The 17081-nt window shown below is 62.1% G+C and carries 15 protein-coding genes and 1 pseudogene; 7 read left to right on the top strand and 9 right to left on the bottom strand.

Going from position 1 to position 17081, the window contains the following annotated elements; translation table 11 throughout:
- Window positions 1-368: 368 nt before the first annotated feature.
- From alaS to H7A13_10035, 5 genes are all read right to left on the bottom strand, one after another.
- Entirely contained in the window at window positions 369-2978 is a 2610-nt protein-coding gene (gene alaS / locus H7A13_10055; GenBank protein ID MCP5333677.1) for an alanine--tRNA ligase, read from the bottom strand.
- Between the two features lie 63 nt (window positions 2979-3041).
- Complete coding sequence (locus H7A13_10050; GenBank protein MCP5333676.1) at window positions 3042-3527, bottom strand: regulatory protein RecX; 486 nt, start codon at window positions 3525-3527, stop codon at window positions 3042-3044.
- Between the two features lie 8 nt (window positions 3528-3535).
- On the bottom strand, window positions 3536-4036 hold the full coding sequence (locus tag H7A13_10045; GenBank protein MCP5333675.1) for a TPM domain-containing protein: 501 nt from the start codon (window positions 4034-4036) through the stop codon (window positions 3536-3538).
- 2 nt (window positions 4037-4038) lie between these two features.
- Window positions 4039-4881: a YgcG family protein gene (locus H7A13_10040; GenBank protein ID MCP5333674.1), complete on the bottom strand. Its 843-nt coding sequence runs from the start codon at window positions 4879-4881 to the stop codon at window positions 4039-4041.
- A gap of 23 nt (window positions 4882-4904) precedes the next feature.
- On the bottom strand, window positions 4905-5516 hold the full coding sequence (locus tag H7A13_10035) for a LemA family protein (GenBank protein ID MCP5333673.1): 612 nt from the start codon (window positions 5514-5516) through the stop codon (window positions 4905-4907).
- Window positions 5517-5736: 220 nt separating this feature from the next.
- On the opposite strand from H7A13_10035, the gene H7A13_10030 reads away from it, so the two are divergent.
- Window positions 5737-6558, top strand: coding sequence for a hypothetical protein (locus tag H7A13_10030; GenBank protein ID MCP5333672.1), 822 nt, complete (start codon window positions 5737-5739; stop codon window positions 6556-6558).
- On the opposite strand, the gene dinB is transcribed toward H7A13_10030, so the two are convergent.
- On the bottom strand, window positions 6497-7582 hold the full coding sequence (gene dinB / locus H7A13_10025) for a DNA polymerase IV (protein MCP5333671.1): 1086 nt from the start codon (window positions 7580-7582) through the stop codon (window positions 6497-6499). The two genes, H7A13_10030 and dinB, sit on opposite strands and share 62 nt — an antisense overlap.
- A gap of 157 nt (window positions 7583-7739) precedes the next feature.
- Here dinB and H7A13_10020 point away from each other — a divergent pair, with 157 nt between their 5' ends.
- Genes H7A13_10020 through H7A13_10010 form a run of 3 tightly spaced genes read left to right on the top strand, consistent with a single transcriptional unit; the run spans window position 7740 to window position 10638 of the window.
- Complete coding sequence (locus tag H7A13_10020; GenBank protein ID MCP5333670.1) at window positions 7740-8039, top strand: ferrous iron transport protein A; 300 nt, start codon at window positions 7740-7742, stop codon at window positions 8037-8039.
- A gap of 11 nt (window positions 8040-8050) precedes the next feature.
- Entirely contained in the window at window positions 8051-10369 is a 2319-nt protein-coding gene (gene feoB / locus H7A13_10015; protein ID MCP5333669.1) for a Fe(2+) transporter permease subunit FeoB, read from the top strand.
- Window positions 10366-10638, top strand: coding sequence for a FeoC-like transcriptional regulator (locus H7A13_10010; protein ID MCP5333668.1), 273 nt, complete (start codon window positions 10366-10368; stop codon window positions 10636-10638). The genes feoB and H7A13_10010 overlap by 4 nt, the downstream gene beginning before the upstream one ends.
- Here H7A13_10010 and H7A13_10005 read toward each other — a convergent pair.
- The 3 genes and pseudogenes from H7A13_10005 to H7A13_09995 form a co-directional block, all read right to left on the bottom strand.
- Window positions 10569-11255 carry an arylesterase gene (locus H7A13_10005; protein ID MCP5333667.1) on the bottom strand — a complete coding sequence of 229 codons (687 nt, stop codon included), beginning with the start codon at window positions 11253-11255 and terminating at the stop codon, window positions 10569-10571. The two genes, H7A13_10010 and H7A13_10005, sit on opposite strands and share 70 nt — an antisense overlap.
- A 52-nt stretch (window positions 11256-11307) precedes the next feature.
- A pseudogene (locus H7A13_10000) lies at window positions 11308-12344 on the bottom strand (IS630 family transposase).
- A gap of 169 nt (window positions 12345-12513) precedes the next feature.
- Window positions 12514-12660 carry a hypothetical protein gene (locus H7A13_09995; protein ID MCP5333666.1) on the bottom strand — a complete coding sequence of 49 codons (147 nt, stop codon included), beginning with the start codon at window positions 12658-12660 and terminating at the stop codon, window positions 12514-12516.
- Between H7A13_09995 and H7A13_09990 the strand changes: the two genes are divergently transcribed.
- The 3 genes from H7A13_09990 to H7A13_09980 are packed head-to-tail and all read left to right on the top strand — an operon-like array spanning window position 12659 to window position 16812.
- On the top strand, window positions 12659-14917 hold the full coding sequence (locus H7A13_09990) for a TonB-dependent siderophore receptor (GenBank protein MCP5333665.1): 2259 nt from the start codon (window positions 12659-12661) through the stop codon (window positions 14915-14917). The two genes, H7A13_09995 and H7A13_09990, sit on opposite strands and share 2 nt — an antisense overlap.
- 21 nt (window positions 14918-14938) lie before the next feature.
- Window positions 14939-15490 carry a hypothetical protein gene (locus H7A13_09985; GenBank protein ID MCP5333664.1) on the top strand — a complete coding sequence of 184 codons (552 nt, stop codon included), beginning with the start codon at window positions 14939-14941 and terminating at the stop codon, window positions 15488-15490.
- Window positions 15487-16812, top strand: coding sequence for a PepSY domain-containing protein (locus H7A13_09980; protein MCP5333663.1), 1326 nt, complete (start codon window positions 15487-15489; stop codon window positions 16810-16812). Before H7A13_09985 ends, H7A13_09980 begins: the two co-directional genes overlap by 4 nt.
- Window positions 16813-17081 lie beyond the last annotated feature (269 nt).

Raw genomic sequence — 17081 nt, 5'->3', positions numbered from 1 at the left:
CCGCCGCCTTCAGAGGCCATCGTAAAACCAAGGTCCTTGTAGAACTCCTTGGAAAGCTCGAAGTCCTTTGACGGGACGAATGCCTTGATTTCTGTGACCTTGAGATTTGACATTGCGGTTTCGCGCTATGACGCCGAACGTAAATTAGACGAACCCAAACATGTTGATAGATGTCGCCCAAATCAAGCTCTGCCCCTGAGTTTCAATCGCTTACGCTGATCATGCCGATTTGGGCGACCCAAAATTCTCCGGATGACCGATCCCGCTTCTCCCAAACCGTCGAAGCTGCTCGACCCTCCGATCGGGGCCTTGGCGCGCGACATTGCGGCCAGTCCGTCGTCGATCGAGCACGGCATCGTCACCCCCCACTAAGCCGACAGCAGCCGCGCGACGATGGCGGGCGCTTCGGCCAGTGCGGCGTCGAGCGCATCGGGCTGGTCGCTGCCGCCCTGTGCCATGTCGGCGCGGCCGCCGCCGCGGCCACCCATCAGGGCGGTGATGGCCTTGATCAGCTCGCCGGCGGCGATGCGGGCAGTGAGGTCGGCGGTGACGCCGGCAATCAGGTTGACCTTGCCGGCGCTGACCGAGGCGAGCAGGATCACGCCGCTGCCGAGTTTGTCGCGCACCTTGTCGAGCAGGTCGCGCAGCCCTTTGGCCTCCACGCCATCGACGGCGGCCACCAGCAGCGGTACATCCTGAACCTGAACCAGCCGGTCGAGCAGGTCGGCGCTGGCGGCACTGGCCAGTCGGGCGCCGAGCTGTTGCACGCTGCGCTCCAGCCGGCGCTGTTCGTCGAGCAGGGCGGTGAGCTTCTCGGGCAACTGGTCGATTGGTGCGCGCAACTGCTGGGCCAGTTCGCGCAGCAGGTTGGCTTCGTACTGGGCCAGTTCGAGCGCGGCGGCGCCACTCACCGCTTCGATGCGGCGCACGCCGGCCGAGATGCCGCTTTCGGCGGTGATGCGGAACAGGCCGATGTCGCCGGTGCGGCGGGCATGGGTGCCGCCGCAGAGTTCGACCGAAAAGCCGTCGCCCATGGTGAGCACCCGCACCTCGGCGCCGTACTTCTCGCCGAACAGCGCCATCGCACCGCGCGCCTTGGCCACATCGATCGGCAGCAGTTCGACGCTGATCGGACTGTTGCGACGAATCTCGTCATTGACCCGCTGTTCGATCTGGCGCAGCGTCGAGGGCGCGATGGCCTCGAAGTGGGCGAAGTCGAAGCGCAGCCGCTGCGCATCGACCAGTGAGCCCTTCTGCTCGACATGGCTGCCGAGTATCTCGCGCAGGGCCGCATGCAGCAGGTGGGTGGCGGAGTGGTTGAGGGCAGTGGCCTGGCGCCGTGCCGGGTCGACCTCGGCGGTGAGTCTGCTGCCTGCTTCGAGGTTGCCCTGCAGCAGCCGCACCTGGTGCAGGTGGTTGTTGCCCTGCTTGAGGGTGTTGAGCACTTCGGCCCGGCCGCCGCCGGCACGCAACTGGCCACGGTCGCCGACCTGGCCGCCCGCTTCGGCGTAGAACGGGGTGCGATCGAGCAGCACCCAGCCGGTTTCGCCGTGGCTGAGCCGTTCGACCGGTTCATGGTCGCGGTAGAGGGCCACCACTTCGGCATCGTCTGCGGTCTGTTCATAGCCCGTGAACAGGCATTCATGGTCGCTCTGGCGAATCAGCGCGGTGCTGTCGAGGGCGAATTGGCTGGCGGCGCGGGCACGCTCACGCTGCGCCTGCATGGCGGCTTCGAAGCCGGCGGAGTCGATCTGCAGGCCGCGTTCGCGGGCGATGTCGGCGGTCAGGTCGAGCGGAAAGCCATAGGTGTCGTAGAGCTGGAACAGCGTCTCGCCGCCGATGCAGGCTCCGTTCAGTTGGGCGATCGCTTCGTCGAGGATGCGCATGCCCTGGTCGAGGGTGCGGCTGAACTGCTCCTCTTCGGCCAGCAGAATCCGTTCGATCTGCGCCTGCCTGGCCGGCAGCTCCGGATAGGCCGCCCCCATCTGCTGCGCCAGCGCGGCCACCAGCCGGTGGAAGAAGGGCTGTTTGACGCCCAGTTTGTGGCCGTGTCGCAACGCACGGCGGATGATGCGGCGCAGCACGTAGCCACGCCCTTCGTTGCCGGGAATCACACCATCGGCAATCAGAAAGCTGCTGGAGCGGATGTGGTCGACGATCACCTTCAGTGAGTCGTTGGTGTGGGCATCCTGCCGGCCGGTGATGCGGGCCGCCGCTTCGAGCAGGTGGCGGAACAGGTCGATCTGGTAGTTGCTGTGCACGCCCTGCATCACCGCGGCGATGCGCTCCAGCCCCATGCCGGTGTCGACTGAGGGCTTGGGCAGCGGCTCCAGCCGGCCATCGGGCAGGCGGTTGAACTGCATGAAGACCAGATTCCAGATCTCGATGTACCGGTCGCCATCTTCATCGGGCGAGCCGGGTGGGCCGCCGGCCACCTCGGAGCCATGGTCGTAGAAGATCTCGGTGCAGGGTCCACAGGGGCCGGTCTCGCCCATCGACCAGAAGTTTGAAGCGTCGCCAAGCCGTGAAAACCGTTGTGGATCGATGCCGATCTCATCGAGCCAGATGCGCTCGGCCTCCTGGTCTTCGTGGAAGATGGTGACCCACAGCCGCGCCTTGGGCAGGCCGAGACGCTCGGTCAGAAAGCGCCAGGCGTAGTGGATCGCCTCGCGCTTGAAGTAGTCGCCAAAGCTGAAGTTGCCCAGCATCTCGAAGAAGGTGTGGTGGCGGGCGGTGTAGCCGACATTCTCCAGATCGTTGTGCTTGCCGCCGGCACGGACACAGCGCTGTGACGAGGCGGCGCGACGGTAGGGGCGCACATCCTGTCCCAGAAAAACATCCTTGAACTGCACCATGCCGGCGTTGGTGAAGAGCAGGGTGGGGTCGTTGCCCGGCACCAGTGAACTGCTCGGCACGACTTCGTGCCCCTGTTCGGCAAAGAAATCGAGAAAGGCGCGGCGAAGTTCAGAGCTGTTCATGGTCTGCCTGTTGGAGTGAAAAGGGGTGCCGAGGCCGGGCCGGCGGCAAAATTATATGCCGAATCAATCTTCTTCAGCTTCAGTGTCATGCAGTGCGTGGCGAATCTGTCGCTGGGTGAAACCACGCGCCTGCAGAAAGCGCATCCATTTGGCCTGGGTCGCCGGGTCACGCGGGCGGCCCGGGCCAAAACGTTTCTGTTTGGCATGGCGCGCGGCGCTCAGCCAGAGTTCGGACTCCGCATCGATGACCTCAGTGATCAACTGCCGTGACAGGCCGCGCGCCAGCAGGTCGCTGCTGACATGCAGTGGACCAAAACCGGCTTCGCGGCGCTGGCGACAGCGCATTTCGGCAAAACGGGCATCACTCAGCAGCCCCTCCTGTTGCAGTTGGGTCAGCACCGTTTCGATTTCCGTTCGGTCGCCCCCTTTGGCGAGCAGCTTGGTCGCCAGCTCGTGACTCGCATGTTCCCGGCGCGCCAGCAAATCGAGCGCCTGGTGGCGAAGCGGGCGGGTCTTGGCAGGTTGTGGTGGGTCTGAAGGTATGGACACGGTGTGCTTCACAGCAGCAGCGGGGCATCGGGCAGTTCATTCGGGTTGGCCTGATCCTGCGCCGGAAAATGCAGGGCCAACTGCTGGGCAATCGCCTCGATGCCGGCAATGCTGCCCTCCAGATAGGCGCCACGCCCGAATGCCTGCTCCATCATCCGGCAGATCTGCGCCCAGCCCGCGCTGCCGACCCGGCGGTGAATGCCACGGTCGGCGATGATCTCGACATCGCGCTCTGCCAGCAACAGGTAGATCAGCACGCCGTTGTTCTGTTCGGTGTCCCAGATTCGCAACTGTGAGAAGAGCTCCAGCGCCCGATCCGCTGCGCTGGTGCCGGCCCACAGCGGCCCGATGTCGAGCGCGGCCTCGACCACGAACCGCAGTTCGCCGCTGTGCGAGGCTTCGCTGCGCTGGATCGCCTGCTCGATCTGCCGCAGCGCGCTGGCCGGAAAGGCGCGGCGCAGGGGTCGCTCGCCGCTCCACAGATGGGTCAGGATGCGCTTGAGTTTGATGGTCACCATCGTCCGGATGCACCTCCGCCGCCAAAACCGCCGCCACCACCACTGAAACCACCGCCGAAGCCGCCACCGCCAAAACCGCCGCGCCCTCCGAAACCGCCGGGAAAACCGCCGAGGCCACGGCCTGCATGGCCGAGCAGGGTGAAGAGAAAGGCGCCGATGCCGGCAAGCAGCGCAATCAGCAGCGCACCGGCCAGAAACCAGGTGAGCAGGCCGATCAACGTGCCGCTCACCAGCGCGCCGAGTGGTCGTCCCAGCAAGGCGCGCAGTGCGCCGCCGGCCATCAGCACGATGATGAAAAGCAACGGCAGCAGGTTCGCAATTTCCAGACGGTCGCGGGCAGGGCGCTGGGAAGGGGGCGGCAGGGGTTCGCCATCGATCAACCGGATGATCTGCTCGATGCCGGCGGTGATGCCGCCGTAAAAATCACCCTGGCGCAAGCGCGGCGTGATCAGCTCGCTGATGATCCGTTTGCTGAGGGCATCGTTCAGCACCCCTTCGAGCCCATAGCCCACCTCGATGCGCAGGGTCCGGTCATCCTTGGCGATGATCAGCAGCACGCCGTCGTCGATCTTCTCCCGTCCCAGCTTCCACTGCTCCACCACCCGCATCGAGTACTGCTCGATCGACTCGGGCTGGGTGGTGGCGACCAGCAGCAGCGCGATCTGGCTCCCCTTGCGCTGCTCGAAGCTGCGCAGTCTCTGTTCGATGTTGCGCTGCTGTTCCGGGGTCAGGGTGGCGGTCTGGTCGATGACCGGCGCAGTCAGGGGCGGTACCGGCAGCTCGGCATGGCTGATCCAGACGATGCCGAGCAGTGCTGTCAGCAACAGCCCGGCCATGCTTTTTGGCAGGCCGAGCCGGTTCATCGGGATTTGCTGTCGGGCGCCGGGGCAAAGTCGACCTTGGGCGCGGTGGAGATCTGCTGTTCGTTCTCCACGCTGAAGTTGGGCTTCACGTGGTAGCCGAGCAGCATCGCGGTGAGGTTGGAGGGGAGTGAGCGCACGGTGACGTTGTACGCCTGCACCGCCTTGATGTAGCGGTTGCGCGCCACGGTGATGCGGTTCTCGGTCCCTTCGAGCTGGGCTTGCAGGTCGCGGAAGTTGGCGTCGGATTTCAGTTGCGGGTAGTTCTCCGCCACCACCAGCAGGCGCGAGAGGCTGCTGGTGAGCTGGCCCTGCGCGGCCTGAAAGCGGGCGAAGGCCGCCGGATCATTCAGCAGTTCCGGGGTGAGCTGAATCGAGCCAACGCTGGCACGGGCCTGGGTCACCTCGGTCAGCACTGCTTTTTCCTGTGCGGCATAGCCCTTCACGCTGTTGACCAGGTTGGGCACCAGATCGGCGCGGCGCTGGTACTGGTTCAACACCTCCGACCAGGCCGCCTTGATCTGCTCATCCTGGCTCTGCAGGGTGTTGTAGCCGCAGCCACTCAGAATCAACGTCAACAGGGCGATCAGCCAGATTCGCATTGGATGCATCGGTCACTCCTCCATCTGTTTTTCAGACATTGTGCGTGACTTCACGTTTTTGTGGTTGTTCTTTCTGACGCGTCATGGCTGCCGGTCTAAGCTTGAACTCATGCATCCCTGCAAACAAGCCCAACCCAGGAGGCGATCGACCATGTCCATGCCTGTAACATCCGACGGTAACTGTTCATATTCTGCCAGCAGGACCTTGTTCTCTCGCGGTTTTTGTCTGTTGTTGACGCTGGCCAGCCTGCTGCTGCCAACGGCAAGCTGGGCAGCACGCTATCAGGCGGTGGTTCAGTCACCCAACAGCAGCGGCACGGCCGGCGAGGTGCGCAATGTGGTGCTGGCCTTTGATGACCAGTGGAACTATCTGACCGCCGACTTCACCATTCTGCCGAGCGAAAATGGCGGTGTGGCCAATGGTTTCTGGATGATCGTGAGTCCGGCCAATGCGACCGGCAATGCCGCGCGCTCGCTGACCCTCTATGCCGATCTGAACACCCATCAGGTGAGCCTCTATCGACTGAGCGGTGATCCGCTCAACTTTGCCGTCGACCGCAACAAGGATTTTCTGTCGAGCCACGCCAATGCCGTGCGCGTGAGCGATGATGAGACGTCGGGCCGCCGGGTGGTTCGCATTGCGGTGCCGCTGATGGTCGAGAACGGCCTGGGGCGCTTTGGCGCCGGCGGGGTGAGCTGGCAGATGCAGCTTCTGCTCGATGCCCGCTTCAGTTACGACGCCAATCACCATCTGCTGGGCCTGAAATCGAGCGCCCAGAGCGACAGCCAGGTGCAGGCGCAACCGGTCGCACGGCTCAACTCGCCAGCCGAGGCGCCGCAACTGGCCGGCAGCAAAGAGAGCCCGCTGTGGATGCTGCTGTTCGTCTTTGGCCTGGGCGGGCTGATCTGGGTCTGGCGCCATCCACGCTACCGTCGCCATGTGCGGCAGAGCGAGCAGCGCGCCGCCGCAGCCGCTGCCGCAGCGAAAGTCACCACAGCGTCAGTTGACGAGGTTGAGAGTGATCGGCTGATTGCAGCCCCGAAACCGTGATTCCCAGCAGCCGCACTGGCCGAAAATCGGTCAGTGCGCGCTGCAACAGCGTCTTCAACACTGAATCGACCTGCGGTGCCGAGGTAAAACCCTGTCGCAGCGTCATGCCGCGGGTGACCGAGCGGAAGTCACTGAACCTGACCTTGACGGTCAACGTCTGCGCCCGCTGCCCGGTTTGCTGCAACTCCTGAGTGACGCGATCGAGCAGCCGCTCGAGTTCGGACACCATCTGCGCTGAATCGGTCAGATCATCGGCAAAGGTGGTCTCAGCGCCGATCGATTGGCGGATGCGTGAAGGGTTGACCGGGCGCGGATCGATGCCGGCAGCCATGCCATGATAGTGGCGCGCCAGTTTGCCGAAGTGCTGCTCAAGCTCGGGCAGGCCAAAGCGCAGCAGATCGGCGCCACACTCGATGCCGAGCGATCTCATCCGGCTGGCGGTGCTGCGGCCGATGCCATGGAACCTGTCGATCGGCAAGGCGGCTGCATGGGCCGCCCCCTCGCTGGGCATGATGACGAAGAGGCCGTCTGGTTTTCCCCGCTCACAGGCCAGTTTGGCCAGAAACTTGTTGTACGAGACGCCAGCCGAGGCGGTGAGCTGGGTCTTCTGCCGGATTCTCTGCCTGATCTCCTGCGCGATCAGACTCGCCGAGCCCCGATGCAGGGTGCTGCCGGTGACATCCAGATAGGCCTCATCCAACGACAGCGGCTCCACCAGATCGGTATAGTGCTGAAAAATCTCGCGAATCTGCAGTGAAACCTGTTGATAGATCTCGAAGCGGGGCTTGACGAACAGTGCCTGCGGACAGAGCTGATAGGCGCGCGCCGATGGCATCGCCGAATGGATGCCGTAACGGCGGGCTTCATAACTGCAGGTGGCCACCACCCCGCGCGAATTGGGCGCGCCACCCACGATCAGCGGCTTGCCGCGCCACTGCGGATGGTCGCGCTGCTCGATGGCAGCAAAATAGGCATCCATGTCGATGTGAATGATCTTTCTTGTCGATTCATTGATCTGCGACATGGCCCGACCAGTCTTTCAACCCGAAACTGGCCACGGCATTGAAGAGGGGAGGGGGCAGGCCCGGGTCCCACGGGTGCAGGATGGATTTGACATTGCAATGAGAAACGTTATCATTAGCAAAACCAGCAGATTGCAACGCAGCGTACCAGGTGGTGACATGAACAGCCCTCAACTCGCGATGCAGTACCAGGCGGCTGGGGCGGCGGACCCGGTGCGGATTGCCAGCCAGCCGGACCGGCTCATGCTCAGTGAGGTGCGCGCGACCGAGCAGGTGACACTGCTGCAGATTGCCGGCGGCAACCAGGTCACGCTGCGTCTTCTGAGCATGGGCATTCGCCCCGGGCAGCAGATTCAGGTGCTGCACAACCGCACGGGTGCCGTGGTGATCGCAGCAGGATCGGGCCGCATCGCGGTCGGCAAGAGATTGGCGCAGCAGATCACCGTGCAGCGCGGCTGAACGGCCGGCCCATGCGCCAATATACCATTGCGGTGGTTGGCAACCCCAACTGCGGAAAGACCACCCTCTTCAATGCCCTGACCGGGGCCCGCCAGCGAACCGGCAACTGGCCCGGTGTCACCGTCGATCGCAAGGAAGGGCAGTTCGAGATCGATGGACAGCCGATCCGATTGATCGATCTGCCCGGTGTCTACAGTCTCGACCGCTTCAGCCAGGCACTGGATGAGAAGGTTGCCTGCGACTACCTGCTTGCCGGCGAAGCCGACCTGCTGATCAACATCCTCGACGCTGCCAATCTGGAGCGCAGCCTCTACCTCACCGCACAACTGATCGAAATGGGTGCCCCGCTGCTGGTGGTGCTCAACATGATGGACCATGCGACGGCGCAGGGACTGACTGTCGACCCGTTGCAACTCAGCCAGCAACTGGGTTGTCCGGTGGTGGTGACGGTGGCGAGTCGCGAGCAGGGCATCGCGCAATTGAAGACGGCGATCGCCGAACGACTGACTCACCCCCCGACGCGGGGTGATGGCATTCTGCATCCGGTGCAGATCGAGTTCGCCGTCGCCACCCTGGTGGATCGGCTCGATCCGCTGGGCCGCGATCCAGCGCGGCGCTGGCTCGCGCTCGAACTGCTGGCGAATGAGGGTGTCGCGCCTGCGGTCGAGCCAGAACTTCTGCATGACGTCGCCGAGATGCGGCGCCAGATCAGCACCGAACTGCACGAAGATGTCGAATTGCTGATCGCCGACAGCCGCTACGGTTTTGCCCGGCGGGTCGCACAGGAGGTGGCCACGCGCGGTCAGGCACCAGGCAGCACTTCTTCGGATCGAATCGATCGGATCGTGCTCAACCGTTTTGCCGGTGTGCCGATCTTTCTGGGCGTCATCTATTTGATGTTCCTGTTTTCGATCAACTTCAGCGGCGCGCTAATCGACTTTTTCGATCAGGTGACAGGTGCGTTGCTGGTCGATGGGCTGGGTCAACTGCTGTTGGCGCTCGGCCTGCCGCAGTGGGTCAAGGTGCTGCTGGCGGACGGTCTGGGTGGTGGAGTGCAGGTGGTGGCGACCTTCATTCCAGTGATCGGCGCACTCTACCTGTTCCTGTCGTTTCTCGAGGATTCCGGCTACATGGCGCGCGCCGCCTTCGTGATGGACCGGCTGATGAACCGGATCGGTCTGCCCGGCAAGGCCTTTGTGCCACTGATCATCGGCTTTGGCTGCAATGTGCCCGCCATCATGGCGACCCGCACGCTGGAGTCACATCGAGAACGCATTCTCACCTCGATGATGGCGCCCTTCATGTCCTGCGGCGCGCGGCTGTCGGTCTATGCACTCTTTGCCGCAGCGTTCTTTCCGGTGGGTGGTGCCAATGTGGTGTTCAGCCTCTACCTGCTGGGCATCCTGATCGCCGTGCTGACTGCGCTGCTGCTGAAAAACAGCCTGTTGAAAGGCGAGGCCGATGCCTACCTGCTGGAGTTGCCGGCCTACCACCTGCCCACGCTGAAAGGCATCTGCATTCACACCTGGGACAAACTGAAGGGCTTCGTGGTCCGCGCCGGCCGCATCATCATCGTCATGGTGCTGGTGATCAATCTGCTCAACTCGATCGGCCGCGATGGCAGCTTCGGCAACGAAAACAGCGAAAATTCGCTGTTGAGCTGGATTGCACGCGAAGGCACGCCGCTGTTCGCGCCGATGGGCCTGCGCGAGGAGAACTGGCCGGCCGTCGTCGGCATCCTAGCGGGTGTTCTGGCCAAGGAGGTGGTGGTCGGCACGCTCGACTCCATCTACAGCCGGATGGACCGCGAATCCGCCGGCGAAGCCGACGCCGCAACACCCTTCGACCTGCTGGCGCAACTGAGCGCGGCAGCGGCCACGATTCCGCAGAATCTGCTGCAACTGCTCGATCGACTGGGTGATCCACTCGGCTTCAGTGTCATCAAGGAGGGGGATCCGAGCGCGGCGGCGGCCGAGCAGCAGGTGAGTCTTTCAACCTTCGGCGCGATGGTCAGCCGCTTCGATGGGCAGGCCGGAGCCTATGCCTACCTGCTGTTCATCCTGCTCTACTTTCCTTGCGTGTCGACCATCGCCGCGTTGCGACGGGAGGCCGGCACTGGCTGGACTCTGTTTGCCGCCGGCTGGGGCACTTTCATCGCCTACACCAGTGCGACCTTCTGCTATCAATTGGCCAGCTTTGCCCGCCATCCCGGCAGCTCATCGTTCTGGATTGCCCTGGTCCTGCTGTCGTGGGTCGCAGTGGTGGGCGTTTTCCGCTGGCTGGGTCGCAGTGCCCCCTCGACCGCGAGTGTGAAGGCGGGTGCAGCATGAATCTGATCCAGCTCAAGAACCATCTGAAACAGCATCATGAGTGCTCGCTGCGCGATCTGGCCCTGCGCTTCGACAGCAGTGCCGAGGTGCTGCGCCATCAACTTGCACTGCTCGAGCGCAAAGGACTGGTGAAGAAACTGCCGTCGGGCACGCTGTGCAGCAGCGGTTGCCGCAGTTGCGCCACGGAGCAGATCGAACTCTATCGCTGGGTGGCCGAAGAAGAGGGGAGTGCCGTGCCACTGCGCTTCGGCAACAGCGGCCGCAACTGAAGCCAGACGGTATCGAGCAGGCGCGGCTGTGCTGCGGCGGTCGGATGCAAACCATCCGCCTGCATCATCCCGGGTTGCGCAGCGACACCTTCGAGCAGAAACGGCACGAGCGGAATCGAGTTTTCCTTCGCAATCTCCTGATATTGAATAAAAAAAGGTTCGCTATAACGGCTGCCGTAGTTGGGTGGAATGCGTATACCCACCAACAGCGGCCTGGCGCCACGCTGCTGGACCAGTTGCACCATCCGCGTCAGATTGGCGCGAATCGAATCGAGCGCAAATCCGCGCAAGCCGTCGTTGGCGCCCAGTTCGATGATCACCAGCGAGGGTGTGTGGCGATCGAGCAGATCAGGCAGTCGCCGCAGACCGCCATCGGTGGTCTCACCGCTGATGGAGGCATTGATCACCTCGACCGGAAATGCTTCGGCGGCCAGTCGCTGCTTCAGCAGCTCGACCCAGCCCTGATCGAGGGTCAGGCCATAACCAGCACTCAGGCTGTCACCGAGCACCAGCAGGGTTGAGCTCATGACAGGAGTTGCAGAAGCCGTACTGCCAAGGAGTGACCAGGCGAACAGGGCAATGCCAATTCGACGCAGATTTACAAAGAATTCATTCATGACGGCATAAAATTTAGGTACTTATTGATCCGGCCAAGTGAAGTTTGAAGTTTCACGCGGCATATTTCACTCGAGGGTCCTGGAAGAATTTCATGACTCGCTCGGGGGATTTTTCCAGTTCTTGCATGTGCTCTGTCGCGGCTGCCTTGAGCTTTGCTTTTGTGCGTGCAGGCACCTTGGAGCCGATGGCCTGCTTGAGGCTCGCGTTCAGGCGCTTCTCCGGATTCAGCTCCGGGCTGTAGCTGGGCAAGTAGAACAGCTCGATCCTCTCTGAATGCTCTGCGGCCCAGGCTTTGACGGGCTTGCTGTGATGTACGCGCAGGTTGTCCAGAATGAGAAACACCTTCTTTTCGGCATCCTTGATCAAGGCTCCAGAAATTCGATCAGCTTGTCCGAGTTGAAAGCCTCGTCAATGATCATCCAGCGGGTCTGGCCGCGATTGGTGACCGTAGCGATCATGGAGAGCTTTTGCCGAGCACCTCCCACGGCATATGCCACAGGCGTCTGGCCCGCCGGCGCGTAGCTGCGTCCGCGCACGTCAGTGTTGACCAGCGCCGTCTCGTCACCCCAGTGAATCTCTCCACCTTCGGCTTTGGCCCGCGTTTCGATCGCGGGATACTCCTCTTCGATCGATTTCTGAACTGCCTCGGGGCGTTGCTCGTACGCACGCTTGATCGGCTTTTGCGGCGTAAAACCCCAGCGCTCGAGGTAGTTTCCCACGCAGCGAACTGAGAGCCGGATGCCATATTCCTGCTCGATCAGCTCCGATACGGCGGCACGGTTCCACAAGGCAAACGTCATCTTCAGTTGTTCGGGCCGCTTATCGCAGATCAGGCGCTGGAGGGCTTCTTCCTGCTCCGGTGTCAGCTCTCGACCATCGCCGGGCCGCTTGCCGCGCGCGGCAGGCTTGATCGCTGCCAGTCCGCCCTCTTCATAGCGATCGATCACTCCGCGCACCGTCGGATAACTCAGCCCACTGAGCCCAACTATCTGCATGACGCCGTAGCCTTGACGGTACAAACGGACTACTTGTTTGCGCCGTTCATGCTGTCGCTCCAGCGATTGGGTTCTTGCGTCTTCTTTGTCCATGAAGCTTCGACGAAAGAGACCTCAAAAAGTTTAGATAAAATCGTGCCGGATCAATAGTAGAAACAGCTCTCCGGAAATGTTCAGCTGATGGCAGAGCGGCTTTGATGTCAAGCCAGCTGTTCGTCATGTGTGGCAGGGAGGGGTGAAGCCCTTGAGGATAGCCAGCCGCTCATAAATAAATTTGATAATCATTCTCATTATATTTATCATAGACTGCGCGGCTTGAAGGATTTTGACCTCCTGCTCCGTTTTGATTCATTTGCCAGCCAGCCAGCCAGCCAGAAACTTCACACTTCGCTTTCAGGAGTACGGCCATGCAGCGGCTATATCGAATTTTCGAACATGCAGTCAAATGTTCTGAATTTTCTCTCAGTCAGACCAAGTCAGATACGTTTCGCCATTATGGAATCAGGTGCCATCTCAATTTATTGTGTTGGAGCGGTATTTTGCTGACAACACCCGTTGCAGTGGCGGTTGAAACCAAGTCATCTGTGGAAGTCCTCTCTTCGACGGCGGTCTCGCTGCCCACCGTCGAAGTCACCGATGACACCTACCGGCAGACCGCCACCAAGTCGGTCCTGCCGACTGAGCTTACGCCGCAGAGCATCTCGGTTACGGATCAGGAGACTTTGCAGATGCGTGCCGCCGACTCGGTGAACGAGGCGCTGCGCTATGTGTCCGGCGTGAACACGGAGTTGCGCGGCGGCGCAGTGACGCGCATGGATCAATTCGTCATTCGCGGTTTTGCCAACTACCAGAACTACTACGACGGCCTGCCGCTGCTGTTCAACGGCTGGAACCTGCAACCGCAGATCGACGTCGTCGCCGTCGAGCAGATCGAGGTGTTCAAGGGGCCAACGTCATCACTGTACGGCAATATGCCGCCTGGTGGCTTCGTCAACCTGATCGGCAAGAAGCCCTCCGCCACGCCCTTCAGTCGTGTGTCGGTATCGACCGGCACCAATGACCATCGCGAGCTGAGCTTCGAATCGCGCGGTGCACTCGGCGGCACCGGGCTGTCCTACAGCGCCGTCGGCCTTGGGCGCAAGCGCGACGGCCAGGCGATCCCCTCCGAGGACGAGCGCTATCTGTTCGCCCCGTCGGTCGACTGGCGCCTGGGGGACGACACCCTGCTCAACTTCAACCTGTACTACCAGAACGATCCGTCGGCCGGCATCTACAACACGGTGCCCGCTGCGGGCAGCCTGTTCGGCACGCCGTTTGGCCGACTGGATACGGATGCCTACGCCGGCGATGCCAACTGGAACACCTACGAGCGCGAGGTGCTGATGCCGGGCTACCGCCTCAATCACGACTTCGGTAACGGCTGGACCTTTCTGCACCAGTTGCGCTACCTAGATGCCGATGCCTACCAGGAGAACACCTACAACCTCGGCAGACTGAGCGATTACACCGGCCAACTGAACGATCAGCGCCTGCTGCTGCGCCGCGCCTATCTGACCGACGAGACCACCAGCGGACTGGTGCTCGACAACCAGCTGTCCGGACAGGTGCACACCGGCGCGGTCGAGCACAACCTGCTGTTCGGCGTCGACTATCAACAGCTCGATTCGGACATCGCCTACGAGGATGCCGCCACGGTGCCGATCGACGTGTTCGCGCCCAACCACCACCTCATCGATCCGGCCACGCTCGATTTCGCCGCCTCCGGCCTCAGTTCCGACTTCACTATCGACAGCGAGCAGCGCGGTTTCTATCTGCAGGACCAGTTGCGCTGGAACCGCTGGGTGTTCATCGCCAGTGGCCGCCATGACCAATACGACTACGAGGAGACCGGCCGCAAATACGGCGCACCGGCCACCAGTAAGATCGATCAGCAGGAGTTTTCGGTGCGAACCGGGCTGCTGTACGCGTTCGACAGCGGCTGGGCGCCCTACGTCAACTATGCGCAGAGCTTCGAGCCGATGGGTGGCAGCGATCGCAGCGGCAACACCTTCGAGCCGGCCACCGCCGAGCAATGGGAAGTCGGCCTCAAATATGCCTCGGCCGACCGGCGCAACCAGTTCTCGCTGGCGGCATTCGAGATCACCAAGGAAAACGACCTCACCCGGGATCCGAACGGCGGCCCGTATGACCTGATCCAGGCCGGCGAAACGCGCTCAAGTGGCGTCGAGCTGGAAACGCGGTATCTGTTCACCGACGCGCTGATGGCGCTGCTCAGCACTACCTGGCTAGACATGGAGATTACCAAGGACACGCGCGGCCTCGAAGGCAAGACCCCGGTGTGGGTGCCGGATGTGACGGCATCGCTGTGGCTGCAGTACGACCTGTTCGATGGCCCTGCCGCCGGCACCACGCTCGGCGCCGGCGTGCGCTACGTGGGCGAGATGCAAATCGATGCGCTCAACACCGGCGAAGTGCCGGATTACACCGTGTTCGACCTGGCCGCCTCCTACGACCTCGGTCGCGTGAATCCATCCCTGCGCGGCACCACGCTGCAGCTGACGGCCAACAACCTGACGGATCACCGTTACGTGACCTGCTATGACCGCAACAACTGCTGGTTCGGCGCCGAACGTATGGTCGAAGTTGGCGTGCAATATGATTTTTGATGGTAACGGAGGCCTGCGAAGATGAACCTCCTGCTTGGCGTAATGGCACTGCTGTTGAGCAACGCCTCGGTCGGTGGTCTGTGGTTATGCTGGCGCGGATACGGGCGGTCGTGGCTACTGGAGAGCAGCACCACTGGATTGCTGGCGCTGTGGATATGGGTTCGCTTGATGGGCCCTGAATTCGGCACCGTCTATGCGCTCGGCGCCTTTGTGCTTGGCGTCTGGGGTTGGATCGTCGTGACCGCAGCGTCTGCCCGCCGCAGCGTGGCGATCGATAGACCTCTGCGTCACCACAAACGATCGACACGCTCTCTATTGAGCAAACTCGGCACGGTGATACTGACCGGTCCTATTGCGCTCACGGCGGTGATGGTAACCTGTCTGCATGTCGTCTACTGGTTGCCTGGTGCACCCGGCGAGCGCTGGGTGATGGCAGCCTTTGCTCTGCCGCTGCTGTGGGCCACCTTCGTGACGGTCCTGCTGTGTGTCGATCGACGCTGGCAGGCGACGCTGGCCCTGAGCGCGTTGAGCGGACTGGGTGCGGTCCTGCTGCCCACCGGGAGCCTGTCATGAGCTGGCCCCTGAGCGGCGCGCTGGTTAAGCAACTACGCAAGGCACACTCGGCGCTTGGCCTCACGCTTGCCGGGCTACTGTACGTCATCTGCCTGACGGGAACACTGTCCGTATTTCGTGATGAGTTCGAGCGCTTGGAACAACCTCGGGTGCCCGAATCGCCCAGCTATTCGGCGGCGCAGATCGCGCGCGCGGTCGAGCAGTTCCGCGCCGAGGTGGTCGCCAACCCCGACAAGCTCTACGTCGTGCTTCCCAGCGAGTCCCTGCCGCGCCTGCACCTGTCCGCAGACGAGCATGAGCGTTACGTGCGACCCGACGGCACGCTCGATGTCGCCCCTGTCGACGGCTGGACGCACATGCTGGTCCACTTGCACGCCCAACTGCTGCTGCCGGAAACGCTCGGCGTAATCGTCACCGGCAGTATCGGCGCGCTGCTGTGCGCGCTCGTCCTGAATGGCCTGCTGTCGCACCCGAACCTGGTCAAGGACCTGTTCCGCTGGCGACGCGATCGCTCCGACGTGCTGCGCCACACCGATCTGCACAACCGGCTCGGCGTGTGGGGCAGTCCGTTCTTTCTGATGTTCGGGCTCACCGGCGCCTTCTTCGGCCTGCTCGGCGTGTTAATTGCCGCCGGCGCCGAAAAATGGTTCGGCGGCGACCGAGAAGCATTACTTGCGTCGATCTATGGTGCCGACATTGCCGTAACTGCCGCTCCGGCGCAGATCAACTACCAGCGGGCGCTGAGCGAACTTACCCGTATTGCACCCGATATCACGCCGATTTACCTGATGATCCAGAGCCCCGGCACCGATCGGCAATTTCTGGAAATCGGCGCCACCCTGCCGAACCGGCTCGTCTACTCGGAGATTTATCGCTTCGATGCCAACGGCACGCCGCTGGGGCACCAGGGTTTGTCCGATGGGCCACTCGGCCGGCAAATCGCTTACTCGGTGTATCGCCTGCACTTCGGTCATTTCGTCGGCTGGACCAGCAAATTGCTTTATGGTGTCCTGGGCCTGGCACTGACTTGGGTGTGTGTATCGGGCGTCAATATCTCGCTCGCTCGACACGACCACCGCAGCGCCGTCAACGGCCTTTGGGACGGTTTGGTGTGGGGCTTTCCGACGGCGCTGGCATTATCGGCTGCGGCGGCGCTGCTCGGTGGGCCACACGTGGCCGTGCTGCTGACTATTTTCATAGCAGCTATTGCCATTGCTACATGGCTGCACGGCACGATTCTACGGCACTGTTTTCAAGGTCTGATTGCGTTGTCAATGCTGGGAGCGATTGGCATGTATGTCGGCCGATACGGCGTCAATTAACAGGCCGTTGAAAAACTCTGCCGCGTTCATGAAAGGGCTCCCACGACAGGATCGCTGTGTCCAAAACTCGTCCAAAGACAATGGCAACGGCTCTCGGAGGACGCAAAATGACCTTCGGGAGGCTCAAAAAGTTTCGTAATACGGTCGGAGTTCGCGTCAGTTGCGGTCAAGCATGACACGGCTCCCATAAAGAGAAGGTGTTCGTCCAGTCAACTTTTAACATAATATATATTATGCGAATAAATGGCTGTGCGGCGGTTTGCGAAAGG

It is taken from the genome of Pseudomonadales bacterium, from assembly GCA_024234215.1.
Classification (GTDB): Bacteria; Pseudomonadota; Gammaproteobacteria; order Pseudomonadales; family UBA5862; genus JACKOQ01.
The sequence above is the reverse complement of the archived record's forward strand: the minus strand, read 5'-3'. Positions and strand labels throughout refer to the sequence as shown.